This window comes from Treponema medium (assembly GCF_017161265.1).
Classification (GTDB): Bacteria; Spirochaetota; Spirochaetia; order Treponematales; family Treponemataceae; genus Treponema; species Treponema medium.
In genome coordinates this window covers 452,316-470,237 of record NZ_CP031393.1, presented here as the reverse complement: position 1 = coordinate 470,237, position 17,922 = coordinate 452,316, and the positions used below count along the sequence as shown (strand labels likewise).

Annotated in this window: 10 protein-coding genes; 4 read left to right on the top strand and 6 right to left on the bottom strand. The window is 47.0% G+C overall.

Annotated elements, in window-relative coordinates; all coding sequences use genetic code 11:
* Nucleotides 1-195: 195 nt before the first annotated feature.
* From DWB79_RS02010 to DWB79_RS11980, 3 genes are all read right to left on the bottom strand, one after another.
* Entirely contained in the window at nucleotides 196-2,964 is a 2,769-nt protein-coding gene (locus tag DWB79_RS02010; RefSeq protein WP_016522395.1) for an efflux RND transporter permease subunit, read from the bottom strand.
* Nucleotides 2,965-3,071: 107 nt separating this feature from the next.
* A complete protein-coding gene (locus DWB79_RS02005) occupies nucleotides 3,072-6,275 on the bottom strand; it encodes an AAA family ATPase (protein WP_016522394.1) in 3,204 nt (1,067 codons plus the stop codon).
* Nucleotides 6,265-7,596, bottom strand: coding sequence for an exonuclease SbcCD subunit D (locus DWB79_RS11980; RefSeq protein ID WP_016522393.1), 1,332 nt, complete (start codon nucleotides 7,594-7,596; stop codon nucleotides 6,265-6,267). Before DWB79_RS11980 ends, DWB79_RS02005 begins: the two co-directional genes overlap by 11 nt.
* 280 nt (nucleotides 7,597-7,876) lie before the next feature.
* Here DWB79_RS11980 and DWB79_RS01990 point away from each other — a divergent pair, with 280 nt between their 5' ends.
* The 3 genes from DWB79_RS01990 (at nucleotide 7,877) to DWB79_RS01980 (ending at nucleotide 12,053) form a co-directional block, all read left to right on the top strand.
* Nucleotides 7,877-8,857, top strand: coding sequence for a metal ABC transporter solute-binding protein, Zn/Mn family (locus DWB79_RS01990; RefSeq protein ID WP_016522392.1), 981 nt, complete (start codon nucleotides 7,877-7,879; stop codon nucleotides 8,855-8,857).
* A 393-nt stretch (nucleotides 8,858-9,250) separates the two neighbouring features.
* On the top strand, nucleotides 9,251-10,615 hold the full coding sequence (locus tag DWB79_RS01985; protein WP_016522391.1) for a Na+/H+ antiporter NhaC family protein: 1,365 nt from the start codon (nucleotides 9,251-9,253) through the stop codon (nucleotides 10,613-10,615).
* A 103-nt stretch (nucleotides 10,616-10,718) separates the two neighbouring features.
* Complete coding sequence (locus DWB79_RS01980; protein ID WP_016522390.1) at nucleotides 10,719-12,053, top strand: tetratricopeptide repeat protein; 1,335 nt, start codon at nucleotides 10,719-10,721, stop codon at nucleotides 12,051-12,053.
* A gap of 401 nt (nucleotides 12,054-12,454) precedes the next feature.
* On the opposite strand, the gene murJ is transcribed toward DWB79_RS01980, so the two are convergent.
* Both murJ and pheS read right to left on the bottom strand, forming a co-directional pair.
* Nucleotides 12,455-14,041 carry a murein biosynthesis integral membrane protein MurJ gene (gene murJ / locus DWB79_RS01975; protein ID WP_016522389.1) on the bottom strand — a complete coding sequence of 529 codons (1,587 nt, stop codon included), beginning with the start codon at nucleotides 14,039-14,041 and terminating at the stop codon, nucleotides 12,455-12,457.
* A 71-nt stretch (nucleotides 14,042-14,112) separates the two neighbouring features.
* Nucleotides 14,113-15,660: a phenylalanine--tRNA ligase subunit alpha gene (gene pheS, locus DWB79_RS01970; protein WP_016522388.1), complete on the bottom strand. Its 1,548-nt coding sequence runs from the start codon at nucleotides 15,658-15,660 to the stop codon at nucleotides 14,113-14,115.
* 246 nt (nucleotides 15,661-15,906) lie between these two features.
* On the opposite strand from pheS, the gene tyrS reads away from it, so the two are divergent.
* Nucleotides 15,907-17,133: a tyrosine--tRNA ligase gene (tyrS, locus tag DWB79_RS01965; RefSeq protein ID WP_040859344.1), complete on the top strand. Its 1,227-nt coding sequence runs from the start codon at nucleotides 15,907-15,909 to the stop codon at nucleotides 17,131-17,133.
* A 62-nt stretch (nucleotides 17,134-17,195) separates the two neighbouring features.
* Here the strand turns inward: tyrS and DWB79_RS01960 are convergent, their stop codons facing one another.
* Nucleotides 17,196-17,609 carry a bacteriohemerythrin gene (locus DWB79_RS01960; RefSeq protein WP_016522386.1) on the bottom strand — a complete coding sequence of 138 codons (414 nt, stop codon included), beginning with the start codon at nucleotides 17,607-17,609 and terminating at the stop codon, nucleotides 17,196-17,198.
* Nucleotides 17,610-17,922 lie beyond the last annotated feature (313 nt).

The following is a 17,922-nucleotide window of genomic DNA, read 5'->3' as shown; positions in this document are numbered from 1 at the left end:
GGATATAATGAATCATTTCCTTACAGGAAAAAACCGATAGGCTTTCAGCTTTTAGAGGTTTCCCTTAGATTTAATTTGCGATATTTTTAATAAGTCATTTATATTTATAGACTTATTAAAAACTCGACGGGCGCCTCTGTTCCGAAGGATGCGAAGCAAATCTAACCGAGTTTTTAGAGGTGCCCATATCAAAGCCTACGGCTCTACACTATCCTCCGGTAGCGGCTTGGTGATAAACCGCGGCTTTACAATTGAAAGGATGGTCGGTAGTACCGTTAAGCTTGCAAAAGAGCTGGTACCCATCACCAACGCAATCAATAGACCGAGTTCGGACAGCATATTAAACTTTGAAAGCATTAAAACGGCGAATCCTGCACCGACCGACACCGCATTAAACAAAATTGCCTTACCGGAACCGTAGAACGTGTGGATAAGGAAATTCCGGTCGTCACGTCGTTTGGTATATTCATGGTGATAGGCGGCTAAATAGTGGATGGTATAATCGATACCGATACCGATTGCAAAACTTGCCACCATTGCCGTACCGATATTGAGTTTTATACCAACGATTCCCATAAAGCCGAAATTCAACGCAACGGAAATCATCAGCGGGATAATGCCGATAATACCCGCGATAATGGAGCGGTAATAGACCGCTAAAATTAAAAACACAATGCCGAACGACACCGCAACGGAAATCAGCTGGGATTGCACCACAAGGGTATTTAACGACTGTTCGATAAACATTGAACCGTTCGGCTCTACGGATATATCCTTGGGAAAATTATCCTTAACGTATGCCATGATTGCTTGCAAGGCCTGTTCGCTGTCTTGTTGACCGAGTGTCCGCAGTTGGATATTTACTTTAAGCGTGGTTGGGGTATATGTATCGTCGATAAAATCCTGTACATTGCCCGCCATAAGAAGTAGGTAGTTTTGAATAAGCGCGGTAAGCTCTTCCTGAGTTTCTTTGCCGTATTTGTGAGGATCCGTAGGAATTTCGTAGTAGGCAGCGCCTTTATAATTGACATCCTTCTTTAATGCATCGATCACCTCGGTCGCGGAAACATATCTGCCGCGGCGGGCTGTTTGAGCCTCGGCAAGTTTTTCGATGATTTCAGAAAAAGTATACACCGGTTCTTTTTGTGTTTCCATTGCAGCGTACCCTGCTTTACCGGAAGCCGAGGCGGATGGCTCCGAATCACTCCATGTGTCAACATCATCAAAACCCCATGAGCTGTCTGCATCTCCGAAGTCGCCGAAATCGCCAAACGAATCTTCTTCTTTTTCGGTGGAGTTCGCACCGGAAACTACAGTCGAGGTAGCAGCTGTTTGTCCGTCGGAGGACGACTGGGGAGTATGCCCTGTAGCTGCCAGTCCTGCTGCCGGAGCATCCGCATTATACACTTGATTGAACCGTTTAATAACGTCCGCCAGCGAGGTAATTTTTCCTACTTCGGGGATATTTTCTTCCGCATACTCGGCAAGAGAATCGATTGCCTGCAACACATCGGGGCGAATAACATCTCCCTGTTTCGTACCCTTGATAACTAAGTTCAGTAATTTTGAACCGCCAAAATTTTCTCGGATAAACGGATCGGCTTTGACAACCTGTACATCCGGTTCAAAGTATTCCATTAATACGTTGTCGATAACGAGTTTTGAAATCCCCAAACCGGCAAAAATAATACAACCGAGACTGACCAAAAGTACACTGCGTTTATGTGCATGAACAATCATCAGTGTATCGGCAATAATCCGATCGATAATACCGCTGTGGCTCGATTTTGCCCCAAAGCGGCCGCCGATGGTCGGATTACGCGGTCCCCGTAAAATAAGAATTGCAGGGATAAGCGTTACCGCAACAATAAAGGCCGAAAGTACGCCAAAGCTCGAAAATATTCCAAACTCGAAAATCGGGACAACGCTCGTAAAGCAGAACGATACAAAGCCTGCAAAGGTTGTAAGTGCTGCTAAAAAGACAGGCGGAATAACCCGCGACATAGCTTCGACAATCTGCGCCGAATGCGTTTCCCGAGAGATTTCCTTGCTCTGCGTTACTTCATCAAAATAGTGATTGATAACATGAATACCATAAGCGCTGCCAACGGCAATCAGAATAACGGGTAGTACCGTCGAAAGAATGGTTAACGGAATTTGCAACAATGCCATTGCACCGATTGCCCAAATGCATGAAATAATAACGGTGAGCAGCGGTAAAAATACGCCGGTAAATCTTCTAAACGAAAAAAATAAGACGCCCGCCACGATGATGACGACGATAGGGACAAGAAACATTAAATCATGACTGGTCGCTTCATTGACAATTTCGCTAAAAACCGGTGCGCCGGTGACGTAGGTAACGGAGTCTGGGAAGTCCCATTCCTCCGTGATGCGCATTATTTCACGGCATACGGAAACCGTTTCCGGGGATCCGCTTTCTTCCTGTTTTATGTTAAGGAAGATAATAGACTGTGTGGCTTTTAAATCATCGGAAACCAAGCTTCGATTATAGGTGTCCATCGAACGGAGCCGTTCGGTAATTGTCTTCAATTCTTCCGGCGAACCGGTTAAGCGTTCCGGCACAAGTTTTTCGTTCACAATTGAATCATCTGCCGCTTCGATATGGGTTGTTGTCGTAAGCGAAACGACATTTTTTACAAGCGGTAATGCAAGCAATTGTTTATCCAGCTCTTGCATTTTTTCTAAAAATTCTCGATCAACGACCGTCGAATAGTGTCGTTGGATTCCGATCAGGAGCGGCACCGAATCGCCGAATATCTTTGCCATTTCGGCATCCGCTATTCGAGAGGGATCGCTTTCCGGTATAAAGCGGAAATTATTATTATCAAATCGGATACGCGGAAGCTGCAATGCAAAGAAGAGCGTGATGCCGAGGATAATGCCTAAAATAATACGCGGATGTTTGTATAGTCTTTTAACCAGTGCGTTTTTCAAATTCATAAGCACCTACTTTGACAAGCGGGATATTCTAAAGCTAAGGTATTTAAAATATCCCAAAAATTAATTAAGAGCCCTTATACTATACCCCCATCCGAGTAAAGTCAAGGTTAAGGTTTTCCTTGTCGGATGGACGAACCCGTTCCGGTTTTTATCACTTCAATCTTTTGCGGGATGCGGCTTTGCAGTTCGCTGACATGCGAGATGATGCCGACCATCCGGTTCCCGCGTATTTCGTCTAAGATGCTGACAGCGTTTTCCAAGGCTTTTTCGTCAAGTGACCCGAAGCCTTCGTCGATGAACATCGAATCTATTCTGATGCCGCCTGCCCGTGCCTGAATGGAATCGGCAAGGCCGAGCGCAAGGCTGATGGAGGCCATAAAGGTTTCCCCGCCGGAGAGGGTCGCAGAGGGGCGGCATTTACCGGTGTAGGCGTCGGCGATTTCCAAGTCGAGGCCTCGGTATGCGTTCCCTGCGCCGTGCTCTTCACTGACTGCAAGCCGGTACCGTCCCTCGCTCATCCGCTCAAGCCGCTTATTTGCAAACACGGTTACTTCGTGCAAAAAGGCGGAAAGAATCCACGTGTCGAACTGGAGTTTTCGCGGATTGCTGCCGCAGAGGTCTTTTGCAAGGGCTACCCAGTTTTGCGCCTCCGCTGTTTTGACTGCGAGGGCTTTTGTCAGTTCCGTATGCTGGGCGTGCAGCTCCTCCAGCTTTGCTTTCTCCGTATTGAGGACTTCGAGCCGCGCCTGTATTTCATCATACCGTTGGCGCAGGGCTTCGACGGCAGTTTCCAGCTCATCGAGGTCGCGCGGCTCCGTCGCGGTAACGTCTTTTTCCAATCCGGCCGCCGCCTGCTTGTATGCCGCGTACTGCTCATAAAAGGTGTCGATTTCGGTTTTCCACTGCGCAACTTCCGGTTCGCTGCACACGGCTTGCTGCAGATCCTCCAAATCGGCAAAACCTTCTTTTATATACGCGGCTTCGAGTTGTGCCGTTTTTTCGCTGCGCTGCTGTGCACGTTCCTGTCCGTGCGTTTCCGCTGTAGACAATTCTCCGCGGATCCGTTCAAGGTTTTGCGTTGCTTCTGAAACATCGGTATGGTAGGCGTTGATAGTCAGTTTGAGCTCTTGCAGCAGCGCTTCGCATTGCTCCAACGCGGTTTCCGCATCGGGGACTTCGTATTGCTCCGGTGCAGTATTGCCGACAGGGGCATCGGGAACTTCGGTTTTGCCGCCGGTTCCCTGTTTGTCTAAAATTTCCGTATCCGCGCTCAGCTGAACGCTGCGCAGATTTTCGGGTAGTTGAGAAAAAGCTTGGTCAAACTGGCGGCGTTTTTCTTGCAGCGCGGCAGAAACTCCGCTTAAGCGTTGTTCCGCGCTATGGTGCTGCTGCGTACATTCCTGCCGCTCCCGCTGCAAACGGCGGGCTTCTTCTTCCAGTGTTTTGTGTTCGGCAAAGGCTTTGCGGGATGCGTTGTACGCTTGCACCGCCTCGTTGATCTGCTGAGCGGTTTCCTTAATGCGGCATTCCGCCGCATCCTTTCCTTCCGGAAAGGGAACCGCGCTGCATTCTTTATACCGCAGCTGTAAATCAGCCGCCGCTGCTACCCGTTCGTCTATTTGTTTTTGATAATTTGTATACGAAGCCTCCGCACCGGCGAGCGCCGTCTGCGCTTTTTCTTTTTCATGTTGCAGTTTTGCTGCGCTCCGTTTTGCCGTTTCTATCCGCTCGTCAAAGCTGAACGCACTTTCTGCAGCTTCTTGAGCCGGTGCGGGGTGATGTACCGAACCGCAGACGGGGCAGGGGCTTCCTTCTTCGAGGTGTTCCGCAAGCGCTGCCGCTGCACGCTGCCGTTCCGCCGCTTTTTTTTCTTCTTCTATTCTATTGATTTGTTCCGTTTGAATATCACAGTCGCGAGTGATCTCCGCAAGCTGTTTCCGCGCATTATCCGCAGCCTGCGCATAGCTGTGCAAAAAGGTAGCAAGCTGCTCTTGTTTGCATAACATATCGTGCAGCTGTTTTTCTATGTCGAGCCGACTTTGCAGGCTGCGGTAGGCGTGTTCCCGCTCGTCAAGCGCATCGACGGCGGGAGCAAGGATGGCGGTTTTTTCCGTAACGGCGGCGAGCTGTGCTTCGATGCGTTGCAGTTGCGCTTGGGCGGCAGCAGCGGCGCGTTTCAGGTTATCTTCTTCGACTTGCTCCGCTCCGATTTCCTGTTCCAACACGGCGGCTTTCCGCAGCGAATCGATGACGGCATAGAGGCTGTCCCGCTGCTGTTCTTTTGCGGTGATCTCGTTGTGCCGTTCCTGCAAAGTGTTCATACGGGCGGTCAGTTCTTCCATGCGTTCCCGTTTTTCCCGTATCTGCCGCTCGTCCGCCGCACATGCCGCTTCCAACTCAAGGAGCTGATTTACGTGGACTGCGAGCGGAGCTGCCCGCTGCGCTTTTTCAATCTTCGCTTTTAAATTGCGGATATCCTCTTCGCGGACGCGGCATGCTTCCAGCTCTTCGGTAACCCGCTCCAGCTCTTTCCGCTTTTCTGCAAGTATTTTTTCCTGCTCAAGCTCGGTGTTCTTTGTCTGTAGGTCAGTAAGAACGCCGCCGTGTTCATCCCTGATACGGTCAATTTCGTTCAGCAGCTCCGCGCGGTCGCTTTCGTAACGGTGGTACACAAAGCGGGTATGCAAGGTTTCAAGGTTTGCTTCTATTGTATGCGCTTCCTGTTGCAGCATATCTGCGCGGAGCTTTGCTTCCTGCATCAAATCCGAGTAGCGTTTAATAGGAAACAAGTGCATCAGCGTCTCTTTTTTATCGCTCGACTGTGCCCGCAAAAACTGAGCAAATTCTCCCTGCGGCAAAAGGACGATGCGGCTGAACTCTTTGTCGGAAAGTTTAATCAGGTTTTGGATTGAAGCATCGGTTTCCCGCTTGTTAGTCGATGAGCGGTTTTCCCAGCTGCCGTTTTCGTAGCATTCGAGGGAGACTTCTTCCGGTGTTTCCAGTTTCCGGCCTTCTTTGGTATACGGCAGCTGCCGTTTTATTCGGTACATCTGCGCTCCGATAAAAAAGGTGAGTATGACATCGGAGACTGCATAGTCGTCCGCAAAGTGGCTCCGCAAGTTCCGCATAACGCCCGATCTTCCGCCGAGCGGCTTTCCGTAGAAGGCGTAGGAAATGGCGTCAAAGAGTGTGGTCTTTCCGGCGCCGGTTTGTCCGTAGATTAAAAAGAGGGAGCCGAGGCTGTCAAAGTTGACGGTATGCTCGCCGGTAAAAGGGCCGATGTTGTGCAGTATCAGTTCTTTAGGTCTCATCAATAGCCTCTTTGCAGAGCTGTTCAAAAAGCTCCTGCTTCATTTGGTTCGCCTCGCCGTTAATAACGATTTCAAACCGGCTAAAATTTTCGGCTAACGTGAGCGGGTCTTCAGCCGTCCGTTCGCGGAGTGTCAGCTGCTCGTCTCCATCCTGCTGTTCCCGATTCATAAAACTCTTTTGCCGGATACTCAGCAAAAACGGAAATTTTTGCCGCAGCAGCTGCATCGGGTGTGCAATAACCTCGGCATCGTTCAGGGTGATTTCCAGATAGCAGCCGCTCCATTCGTCGTAGCGGTTTCCGGTAAAAAACTCTTCAAAATTGCCTTCAAGCCGTTTGAGCGGGCGCTCTGAAATGATGGGTATCCGCTCAATGTTGAGCGGAGCCTTTGTGCCGTCTATAGCAGGCTGGAGGTTCTCCGCATCAAACAGTTCTGTGCGGGAGTTCGTTATCTCCGCATCGAAAAGCTCCGCATGAGCTTTAGCTGTCTCAGTATCGAAGAGTTCCGCTCTAACTTTCGCTTTGTTTTGCTTTCCGGCGGTATTTTGTTTCGGTATACAGTCAATATCTATTGAAAGAACGCACTTGGTATCATCCGATTCATCAAAGGAGTAGGGGAGGGGCGAACCCGAATAATACATTCTGTCGGTTATCCGTTGGCAGCGGTGCAGGTGTCCGAGCGCAACATAATCGAAAAAAGAAAAAAGGTCGGGATTGACATATTCAGCCGTACCGATAAAAGTGCGCTCGCTGGAGGAACTCTGCCCGCCGATGGTAAAAAGGTGCGCCGCTAACAGTGCGGGTATGCCCGGCGGTACCGCTTGTTTCAGTATGTGCGATGCAACCGCCGCCATTTCCGCCTGAGAATCCCCTGCCGTATGATACGCTTCTTTTGTTTCTTCCGAAAAGGCACCAAAGTTTAAAAACGGGAGCAGGTATATCGCAAGTTTTTCCGTGCCCTTGGTAAGAATAACCGGATCGGAAAGCCTGCTTGTATCCTGTGCAATATAGATACGCTGGTTTTGCAGTATCTCGCGAGCAAAGGCGAGCCGCTGCGCGGAGTCGTGGTTGCCGGGAATGATAAGTACCGCCGTATCGGGACAATCCTCCCGTATCCGTGCAAGAAACCGACTGAAAAGCGAAACCGCCTCCGCCGAAGGAATAGCACGGTCATACACATCGCCTGCGATAATCAGCGCTGCATAGTCGTCCCGTGTAAGAATATCGTGAATGTCGTCCAACATTTTTTCCTGCACACCGAGTAGCGGCGTTTCGTGCAGCGTCTTTCCCAAATGCAAATCGGCGGTATGGAGCAGTTTCATCCTTGCTACTGTATGACTAATATCCGGTTCTGTAAAGAGGCGGAAAAATTCCTCAAGTATAAAAAGTATGATATATGGGAACCTCTAAAAACATCAAACCTATCGGCTTGTTCTGTAAGGAAGTGATTTATCATATCCGCAAAAGCGGATTGCGAATCCGTTTTTAAAGGGTTTCTTTAGATTTAATTAGTTTTTATGCTTATTTGCTACTTGCAAACTTTTTGCATTTGTGTATACTTGCAACCGATTTGCAAGTAGTATTGCAAGAGGAGTTTTCTTAATGAAGAAATTGTTTTTTACAGCAGTTTGTATGATGTTTTTCGGCATCGCCGCGGTAAACCTGTTTGCCGGCGGAAAAACCGAAAAAAACATGGGAGGAAAAGTTGCCGTTGCAGCAACCTTTGATGCGATGAAGGAACTCACGGAAATTGTGGGTAAAGATAAGGTGTACGTCCATACGATTATCCCGTCGGGAGTTGAAGCTCATGATTTTGAACCCAAGGCAGGGGATTTAAAGTTCTTAATGCAGGCAAAGGCTGTCGTTTACAACGGGTTCGGTATGGAACCGTGGCTTACGGATGCTCTCCATGCGGTAAAGCAGGATACGATAAAGACTATCTGCGCAAGTAACGGTATTAAACCGATCGAACTCGCAGAAGGACACCATCACCACCACCACCACGAAGATGAGCACGATCATGATGACCACGACGAGCACGACCATGATCATGATCATGATGACGACCACGATGCAGTTGATCCTCATGCATGGCTGAGCCTTGAATCCGCTAAAGTGATGGTCAAGAATATTGCTGACGGTTTAAGCGAGGTAGATCCCGCAAATGCTGCGTTCTATAAGGGGAATGCCGCAGCTTTTATTGCGAATGCTGATGCGCTTTTAGCAAAATACCGCAGTAATTTTGCTAAAGTAACCCATCGCCGTTTTGTTACCGGACATGCAGCGTTCGGCTATCTTTGCCGTGACTTCGGACTTGAACAGAATAGCGTGGAAGATGTATTTTCTGGCGGAGAACCGAGTGCACAACAATTAGCAAAATTAGCAGATTATTGTAACCAATATGGAATTAAAGTTGTTTTCTCGGAAAATGCGGCAAGTCCGCAAGTTTCGGCAACCTTAGCAAAAGAAGTCGGAGCTTCGGTGCAAACAATCTATACGATTGAGTCGGCTGAGGACGGTTTATCCTATATGGAACGGATGACTTCTAATATAGAAAAAATTTACAAAAGCCTTGCACAGTAAGGCAAAACCTTACGCGCCGGCTTAATACAAACAACAGCTAATCCCGGTGATAGTCATTGTACGGCCTTTACATCTCTCCTTTAGCCGTACCGTGATTATCACCTTTTTTTTGCCTTGATGAGGTTTTGCCTTCCTTTTGTGCGAAATTTTGAATAAAATTTCGCACACTTTATTTTTGAGAAAAAGGACAATTGCATCAGACAAATACATCAAAATCGCAGAATAATGGAGATTGGGTAAGCATTTGAACCGCGAAGAGGTTCAACTCTGCTTGGACGATCTCCATTATTCTGCGGGCTTGCCAAGAACCACCTGATGCAATTGCCTTGCGCCTTCCTCATTGACAGATAGGTATCTCTGCATAATAATGACAGAAAGGAGCGTAGAACATTTATGCTCGAATTATGTATTCTATTGCTGTTTTCCGTCAGTTTAATTATCTGCGTTATTCTTCACTATTCAATTTTATATGCACTGATATTCGGCTATGCGCTCTTCTTTGCATTTGGTCTTATCAAAGGCAAAACACGGAAGGAGATGCTTTGCTATTCCTTCCGTGGAATCCTCACCGTAAAAAATATTCTGATAATCTTTGTGCTGATAGGTTGTATCACTGCAATATGGCGTGCATGCGGTACTATCGCCTTTATCGTGTACTATGCGTCTATGTTTGCGGTACCACAGGCTATGGTGCTGATTTGCTTTTTACTATGCTGCTTTGTGTCGTTTTTGATGGGTACCGCCTTCGGAAGCGCCGCCACCATCGGTGTTATCTGTATGACATTGGCAAACAGTATGAATATTCCCGTTATATATGCAGGGGGCGCTGTTATTTCGGGGATATTTTTTGGAGATCGCTGCTCGCCGATGTCGTCGGGAGCGCATCTCATCAGCGGATTAACGCATACTGATGTCTTCAATAATATCAAAATGATGGTGAAAACCGCACTTATCCCCTTTATCGTAACAGCTGTTCTGTATGGCATCATCGGGATTATCATCAATCCCAGCGCGGGAAATAGTATTATTGAGACTATCATTAATTCCGGCACAGAAAGCAATATGACTTTCCGTATCTTCACCGATTATTACAACCTTTCGCTTTTTACGACTATCCCTGCTGTTATCATCATCCTTTTTTCGTTATTTAAAATCGATGTAAAAATAACGATGGCGATAAGCTGCCTTGCAGGGTTGTTCTGCGCCGGATTTTTGCAGCATATACAGGTGGCAGAGCTGATAAAAATAGTCTTTTTCGGTTTTCATCCTCAAGATACGGAACTGGCAAAACTTATGGCCGGCGGAGGGATTGTTTCGATGATACGGGTATCTGCAATTATCTGCATTTCGTCTTGTTATTCGGGAATGTTTAAGGGAACTCATTTTTTCGATGGAATGCAGCGAATTATGCGGTGGCTCAGCAGCCGTATTACCGTATTCGGCAGTGTTCTTACCGCCTCCGTATTTGCTTCGGCGATTGCCTGCAATCAAACATTGGCGATTATGCTGACTCATCAAGTGTGTGATGATCTTATAGAAGATAAAAACATCCTTGCATCTTACTTGGAGAATACCGCCGTTGTCGTAGCGCCGCTGATGCCGTGGTCGATAGCGGTAAGCGTTCCGTTGACTTCAATCGGTGCACCTGCAACAGTGCTTTTAGCGGCCTTTTTTCTTTATTTAATCCCGCTGTGGAATCTTTTTCTTGAAATTCGACAATCGAAAAGATTATCAAATCTTGAAGATTGCCGAAGTTAAACCTTGGTGAATATCGTACGACACCGCACACGTAAATAAGCAATACTTCAGAAACTAGGCTTGTCTTGACAGTTATCCAAATAGATAAGATAATACCTACAGTATGTCTGTTGTAATTATCTCTCTTTTCATCATTATCGCAGTTGTTGCTGTCGTAACGGTTGTTATGACGGGGCTTAAAGGTCACGGAACGTTATCGATCGGCAAAAAAAATAAAGCCGCAGTGATACGCGAGGCAACAAAACGGCTTGCGCAAAATCCGAATGACAGCACCGCTCTTTTAATGGTTGGAGATATATACTTTCAGGATCAAGATTGGGAAAAAGCCTATGCTTCGTATGCGCCGCTTTTGGATCAGATGAGTGGGCGTATTCCGTCGGAGCAATTTGAAATCAGCTTACGGTACGGTATCAGCGCACTGAAAACAGACCGATTCGTAGAAGCTAAGAAAGGGCTTTTACTGGCAAAAAATATCAATCCCAATCATTTTGAGATAAATTATAACCTCGGATATATTTACTATATTCAAAAAGAATATGAAAAAGCGGTTCCGTTTTTGCGGAAAGCCCTGCTTGGTCAGCCCGATAACGTGATGGCGTTAAAATATCTTGGCTATACGCTTCAAAGTTTACGAAAATATCAAGAGGCACTTCCCAGTCTGAAAAAAGTATTGGATGTGCAGCCGGATAATAAAGAAGCACTTTTTGCGATGGGGGAATGCTTTTATGAAGTCGGTTCAAATGATCAGGCTTTAAAGATATTCACTCATTTGCGGGTATCTCCCGAAGTAGGACCGCGCGCTGCGCTCTATGCGGGTTTAATACGGATGCGTGCAGGTCAATTAGAAAAGGCAATCGAAGATTTTGAAATCGGCTTAAAACATGACAGCATCCCGTTGGATATCATGAATGAACTGCGCTATAATTTAGCTGCTGCGCGGATTAAGACGCAGGACTTGCAAAAAGCACTGATTCAATTAAAGGAAATTCAGAGCATCAGTCCGGGATATAAAGATGTCGCATCTCTTATTATGCGCTATCAGGAATTAAATCAGAATAAAAATCTCCATACATATTTGATGGCAGGACAAAGTGAATTTGTCGGATTATGCCGCAAAATCGTTTCGCGTTTCTTTCCTAACGCTAAAGTGAAGATACTTGATATCAGCGTTCTTGCAACCTATACCGATATTGTTGCTGAAATTGATACTTCTAAATGGGCGGATCTCGTGATATACCGTTTCTTCCGGTCACAAGGCTCGGTTGGTGAGCTGGTACTGCGCGATTTTCACGGTAGGATTAAAGAGATGAAGGCCGGTAAGGGGATTTGTATGACTGCCGGTACCTTTACCGAAGAAGCACGCCGCTTTACGGAAGGTCGCCCGCTGGATCTTTTTGATAAGAACCGCTTGAACAAAGTCTTAAACGCAATCGGATAGTTTCCCAGACAAAAACTGCCACGCCCCCAGCAACCACATCATAAGTATTTTAAGTGGGTGTTTTCCTTCTATGCGAAATTTCATAGGTATAAGGTGAGCGTCTACAATGGCGCCGCTCACCTTAACCGTCAAGTTTTCTTTCGAAAACTTGCGCATTGATGTGTGCGCTTTTCGCGCACGAATGCAACAGTTTCCAAAATTCATATTTTGTTCAACCGTTGCATTTTACGGAAATAAAATTTCGCATATTTTTTCTAACAGGTGGTAAATGCATTAGGCCGAGTATATAAAAATCGCAGAAAAATTGAGGCTGTGAGACCATTTGAACCGCGAAGTGGTTCAACTCTGGTTGAACAGCCTCAATTTTTCTGCGGAGCTGTCAAGAATAAGGCCTAATGCGTTTACCGCCGCCGTATTTTTTGTACGGCAGTCTTTAATAAAGAATCTCCCGTTATCAAAAGTAACGTCAAAATAATCAGTGAAAAAAGCGCGGCGCTGATAAAGAGTGGAAGTCCCTGTGCGATAATGCGGGGGTACGCCGCTAACGGATCGTAGAGCCGTGCTCCGAAAAAATACAGCGGTGCGGCGGCAATCAGTGAAAAAAGCAGCATTTTAACGGTAAAACCTGCGGCTGATGTAAGCAAGGTACGCACATCGATTGAATCGCTTTTGGTAAGAAAATACAGCAGAAGGCCGGTGTTGACAGCGCTCGCAATCGTCAGTGCCAACGCGATGCCGCCGCCTTGCATAAAGCCTGCCAGAGCCGTAGCCAGCACAATATTGATTCCGAAACACGCAATACCTGCAATCGTGGGACGTTTGGTATCGCTTTGCGCATAAAAAGCCGAGGTCAAAATCCTGTTTAATGCGATAAAAAATAACCCTGCGATATGCCACTGAAAGGCCTGCAAGGTGAGCCGGACGGACTCGTTGGTAAAGCGGCGGCTCTTATACACCAAAATGATGACATGCTCTCCCGAACAGAGCAGGAAAATCGTTGCAGGAACGGTTACGAGTGCAATAATCTTTGCGGCATTCAGCAAAAGTTTTTGAAATACTTCCCATTGCTTATTAACCGCATGGGCGGAAAGATCGGGCAGGATAACTGTGCCGACAGAAACAGCGAAGATGCCGAGAATAAGTTCTTGTAAACGAATTGAATACTGTAAACTTGCGGCGACCCCAACTCCGGAGTATGTCGCGAGCGCTGTAGAAACGAGGTCGTTGATTTGATACACTGCCGTTCCGATGAGTGTCGGCACAATCAACCGCAGTATTTTTCGCGCTCCGGCATTATGTACACAGCGCCGGAACGGTATCAGCTTAAACGAAAAGCCTGCGCGCAGCACAAAGGGGAGTTGAAACAACATTTGGCAGGAGCCGCCGATTACCACGCCGATTGCCATTGCAAGCGCCGGATTGCCGCAAGGCTTTGCGAGTACAAAGGTGCAGCCGATAACGGACAGGTTAAACAAAATCGGCGTAATTCCCGTTGGTAAGAAACTGCGGACGCCGTTCAATATCCCCTGAAAGAATGCCGCAATGGAGATGAGCAGCAGGTACGGAAACATGATGCGCGTTAAGAGTACCGTTGCGGAAAAGTCGCCGATTTTCGGAAAAAACACCGCAATAATCAGACCGCTGCACAAAATCCCGATGATGACGGTACCCGTTACGGCAAAAGACAGCATGGTGAATGTTGCGGAAAGAAACTCCTTCATCGCCGCCTTGGCATCGGGCGCATTGCACTTCTCACCCTCCAGATAGGTCTGGAAAGTAGGGATAAACGCAACGGTCATGCTGTTTTCGGCAAAGATGCGCCTGAGTAGATTGGGAATCATAAAGGCAACGGTAAAGGCGTCCGCAAGAGGGCCGGTGCCGAGGAAGGCTGATTTGGTCATTTCCCGTATCAGCCCTAAAACCCGCGACACAAGGGTCAGTACGGATAGGCTGATACCGCTTTTGAGTAAAGAAGATTTCCGGTTCATATCGTTTTTGTGTTACGTGCGCTTGGGACTGTCGAAAAAGCAACCGACTTTTGAGGCATCCCTGCCTTGTGCTATCTGCGGAGCCGGACGCCTTCGATATCGGTGCTGAACAGCTCGCGTAAATCGTTGAGCCCCAATGCCATCAGCGCCATACGGTCAATGCCGATACCCCATGCCAGAACGGGAACGTCGATGCCCATCGCCTTGGTAACTTCGGGGCGGAAAATGCCGGAGCCGCCCAACTCGAACCAGCCGAGTACCGGATGCTTGATATGCACTTCTATAGAAGGTTCCGTAAAAGGGAAGTACCCGCCGACATATTTCACTTCGGTAGCGCCGGCAATTTCGACGGCAAACATCTTGAGGATACCGAGCAGCGTCCGCAGGTTGACCTGTTCGCCGAGGACGATACCTTCCGTCTGATAAAAGTCGGAAAGGTGCGTTGCGTCTACCTTATCGTAGCGGAAGCAGCGCGCAATACCGAAGTATTTGCCCGGGATTTTTGCCTTTGCCAACTGATGAGCGGACAATACTGTGCCTTGGCTGCGGAGCAAGAGTTGCCGGGTAAAATCGCGGTCAAAGTGATAGTTCCAGCCGCGGCTGCCGCTGTCCCCGCCCGTTTCGTGAATTTCCGCAACACGGGAAAGGAAGGGTTCCTCGATCGCTTTGGCGTGCGTAGGATTTTTTAGGTAATACACATCGTGAATGTCGCGGGCTGCGTGGAATTGCGGCATAAAGAGCGCATCAGAGTTCCAGAAATCCGTTTCGACCAGCGGCCCATCAAATTCCTCGAAGCCGAGCGACGTGAGTTTATCTTTGACGCTCTCTAAAAAATCAACGTAGGGGTTTGTCCTGCCGGGGATAACGCGGGCTGGCGGCAGCTGGATATTGTAGCTGCGGAAGGTTTGCGTTTTCCACGCGCCTGTTTTAAGGCTTTCGGACGTCAGTTGTCCGGTTTCATCGCCGGTAATACCCGCCGCATTCAACGCCTTCTGTACTGCGGCAACCATATCCGTAAAGGCGTAGACAATCTCGTCCCGTTCAATAATCTTGAATGCGGCATCCGCAGCGCCGCGCTTTTTCGCAATATCGGCAATGCAGGTTTTTTCATCATCCGTTAAAGAGTCCTCAGGCAGACGGCACTCGGCAGCCTCTGCTGCACGTTTCAGCAGCGCTTTTTTCAATAGAAAGTTTTTATCGTCAGGGTCTTTTATATATGCCGCTTTTTTCTCATCATTCATCGCGGCACAGCCCGCTTTTGAAAGCTCCCCGAAGGAAGAGCCGACATCCTTATTCTGCAAACCGAGTTTCTGCGCGATTTCGGGCAGCTTGAGCGGCCCTGCTTCCTTTAACAATAGGATAATCCGCTCGGCAGGCAATCCGTTTTTTGCATAGTCTTTGCCAAGCTCCGTCAATTCATAGACAACGGTTGTCTTTCTCGTTTTTTCTTTTACTAATTCTTTGAGCTTGAGCCATGAAAAGGCCTGATTTGCATGACCTTCTTTATACTGCAAAACCTCCTGCAGTTTTTTCGCATATAATCCTTCGCCTATCTTAAAGTTCTTTAATACCTTGATTTCAAGCGGGTGTAGATTTTTTAATACCGATTGAATATCCATAACGGATTCCCCCTTTTTTTCATAAAACGGCTAAAATGATACCTCATTTAAAGATTTTAGTGAATAGGATAATCGGCTTTTGTAAAGGAGATGTCGAACTACTGATGTAATTTATCATTATGAATTTATGATGTGAATTATCGAAATCATACGTTGAGTATTTTCAGAATCGAAAACCGGTTTTTGTATCGCGCAGTCATGCGGTCAAAAGTTGCATTTATTTATAAAAAAGAGTATCATCCGTTTATGAATAAAGCTTTACAAACGTTAATGGATCGCGGATTTTTTCAGCAATGCACCAATGTGGAAGCGCTGTCCGCGTTAATGGATAAAGGTCCGGTTACGTTTTATACCGGTACCGACCCAACCGGCGGTAGTTTGCATATCGGGCACCTCGTACCTCAATTTGCAGTTCGGCATTTACGTGATGCAGGTCATATCGGTATTGCGCTGCTTGGCGGCGGCACGGGACGCATCGGAGATCCTTCGGGGAAGACTGAGATGCGCAAAATGCTGGATTATCAGCAACTTGATGAAAATGTTGAAAAAATAAAAGCGCAGCTCGATCGGTTTATCGGATTTGACGGAAAAACAGCCTTTGCCGAAAACAATAAAAACTGGCTGGCCGATTTAAACTATATCGATTTTCTTCGAGACATCGGCTCCTGTTTTTCGGTTAACAAGATGCTTTCGTTTGAGGCGTACAAGATACGGATGGAAACGGGACTGTCTTTTCTTGAGTTCAATTATCAACTGCTGCAAAGCTACGATTTTTTAATGCTGCACCAAAAACATCACTGCTGTCTGCAAATAGGCGGAGACGACCAGTGGGGCAATATCGTCGCAGGGGTCGATTTAGTTCGCCGCAAGACCGGTGATGAGGTGTTCGGGCTTACTTTCCCCCTCATTACTCGCAGCGACGGTAAAAAAATGGGAAAGAGCGAAAAAGGCGCACTCTTTTTAGACAAGGAGATGACCCCCGTATTCGACTTTTTCCAGTATTGGCGGAATGTTGACGATGCCGATGTACGCCGCTTTATGCTGCTGTTTACCTTTTTGCCGATCGAAGAGATTGACCGTATTTGTGCAGGCAATATCAACGAGGCGAAAGAGCGGCTTGCATGGGAAGTCACCAAAGAGATACACGGGAAAGATGAAGCAGATACGGCGCTTGCCGGTGCTAAAGCCGCATTCGGCGGCGGCGGCGATAAAAGCGCAATGCCGACCGTAGAAATGAACCGTACCGTTTTTGAGCAGGGGATTTCGATTGTCGATTTATATGTACAAAGCGGTTTATGTGCTACAAAGAGCGATGCCCGCCGTTTAATAGAGCAGGGAGGGGCGCTTGTCGCAGGAGAATCAGTTACTGACTTTAAAGCCGTCATTACCGCCGCCGCCTTGGACGAAACAGGAGAACTCATTCTCCGCGCCGGAAAGAAGCGGTTTAGCCGTATCGTTACCTGCTCAGTTTAGTTTGTTAATGTGCGAAAGGCTGTCCTAAAAGTGTGCAGCTTTTAAGACAGCCCTTTTCTGTTTTATTTTTTAAGTGAGAAGTAATAGCGTGCCCATGCTTTATCATCGATTAAGATATGATTAAACAGCCAGTCACGCAAAAAGCGGACAAATGAGTTGGGAACGAATTGTTTGCCGTTTGTATAGGCATTAACTGATTTTAAAATTTCTTTAACGAACAACTCATGTTTTTGTTTATGTTCTTTTAACCCCGGATAATTCATTTGCTCCATGATAGCTTCTTCATCTTTAAAGTGAATCATTACATAGTCTACCAATTCTTTCATTACATCTCTAAATGTCTCTTCAAGTTCTGCTTTTTCTCCAAGGCAGGCATTATATAAGCTATTGATTAAATCTACTAAGTGGCGGTGTTGTTTATCGACGCTCGGAACTCCCACATCATAACTAACATCCCACGAAACAAATTTCTCCATCATTGACTCCCATAAAAAGTCAAGAAGAAAGTATCAACTTTCGATTGACTTTTTACGCACGTTCGCAACGAAGTGAGAACGTGCATATAATATACAAGTTTGCGTTTGAGCAAACTTGGGTAAATAAAAGCCGTGCTATGTGTACGGTTTTTATTTTACGCTTCTCGTATTCGCAACTATTACACATTTTACCGGTGATGTAAAGACCGTCTGACAGAGCAATCGCATTAGACTGATAGGCAAAACGCCGGAGAATAAGAGGCTGCTGCATAAATGCCTTGTCTGAAAACAGCCTTTCTGTTAGCTTTTGCAA

Excerpts from the sequence above, each read along its gene's own strand:
- DWB79_RS02010 (WP_016522395.1), bottom strand. The coding sequence starts at position 2,964 with ATGAATTTGAAAAACGCACTGGTTAAAAGACTATACAAACATCCGCGT.
- DWB79_RS02005 (WP_016522394.1), bottom strand. The coding sequence starts at position 6,275 with ATGAGACCTAAAGAACTGATACTGCACAACATCGGCCCTTTTACCGGC.
- DWB79_RS11980 (WP_016522393.1), bottom strand. The coding sequence starts at position 7,596 with ATGAAACTGCTCCATACCGCCGATTTGCATTTGGGAAAGACGCTGCAC.
- DWB79_RS01990 (WP_016522392.1), top strand. The coding sequence starts at position 7,877 with ATGAAGAAATTGTTTTTTACAGCAGTTTGTATGATGTTTTTCGGCATC.
- DWB79_RS01985 (WP_016522391.1), top strand. The coding sequence starts at position 9,251 with ATGCTCGAATTATGTATTCTATTGCTGTTTTCCGTCAGTTTAATTATC.
- DWB79_RS01980 (WP_016522390.1), top strand. The coding sequence starts at position 10,719 with ATGTCTGTTGTAATTATCTCTCTTTTCATCATTATCGCAGTTGTTGCT.
- murJ (WP_016522389.1), bottom strand. The coding sequence starts at position 14,041 with ATGAACCGGAAATCTTCTTTACTCAAAAGCGGTATCAGCCTATCCGTA.
- pheS (WP_016522388.1), bottom strand. The coding sequence starts at position 15,660 with ATGGATATTCAATCGGTATTAAAAAATCTACACCCGCTTGAAATCAAG.
- tyrS (WP_040859344.1), top strand. The coding sequence starts at position 15,907 with ATGAATAAAGCTTTACAAACGTTAATGGATCGCGGATTTTTTCAGCAA.
- DWB79_RS01960 (WP_016522386.1), bottom strand. The coding sequence starts at position 17,609 with ATGGAGAAATTTGTTTCGTGGGATGTTAGTTATGATGTGGGAGTTCCG.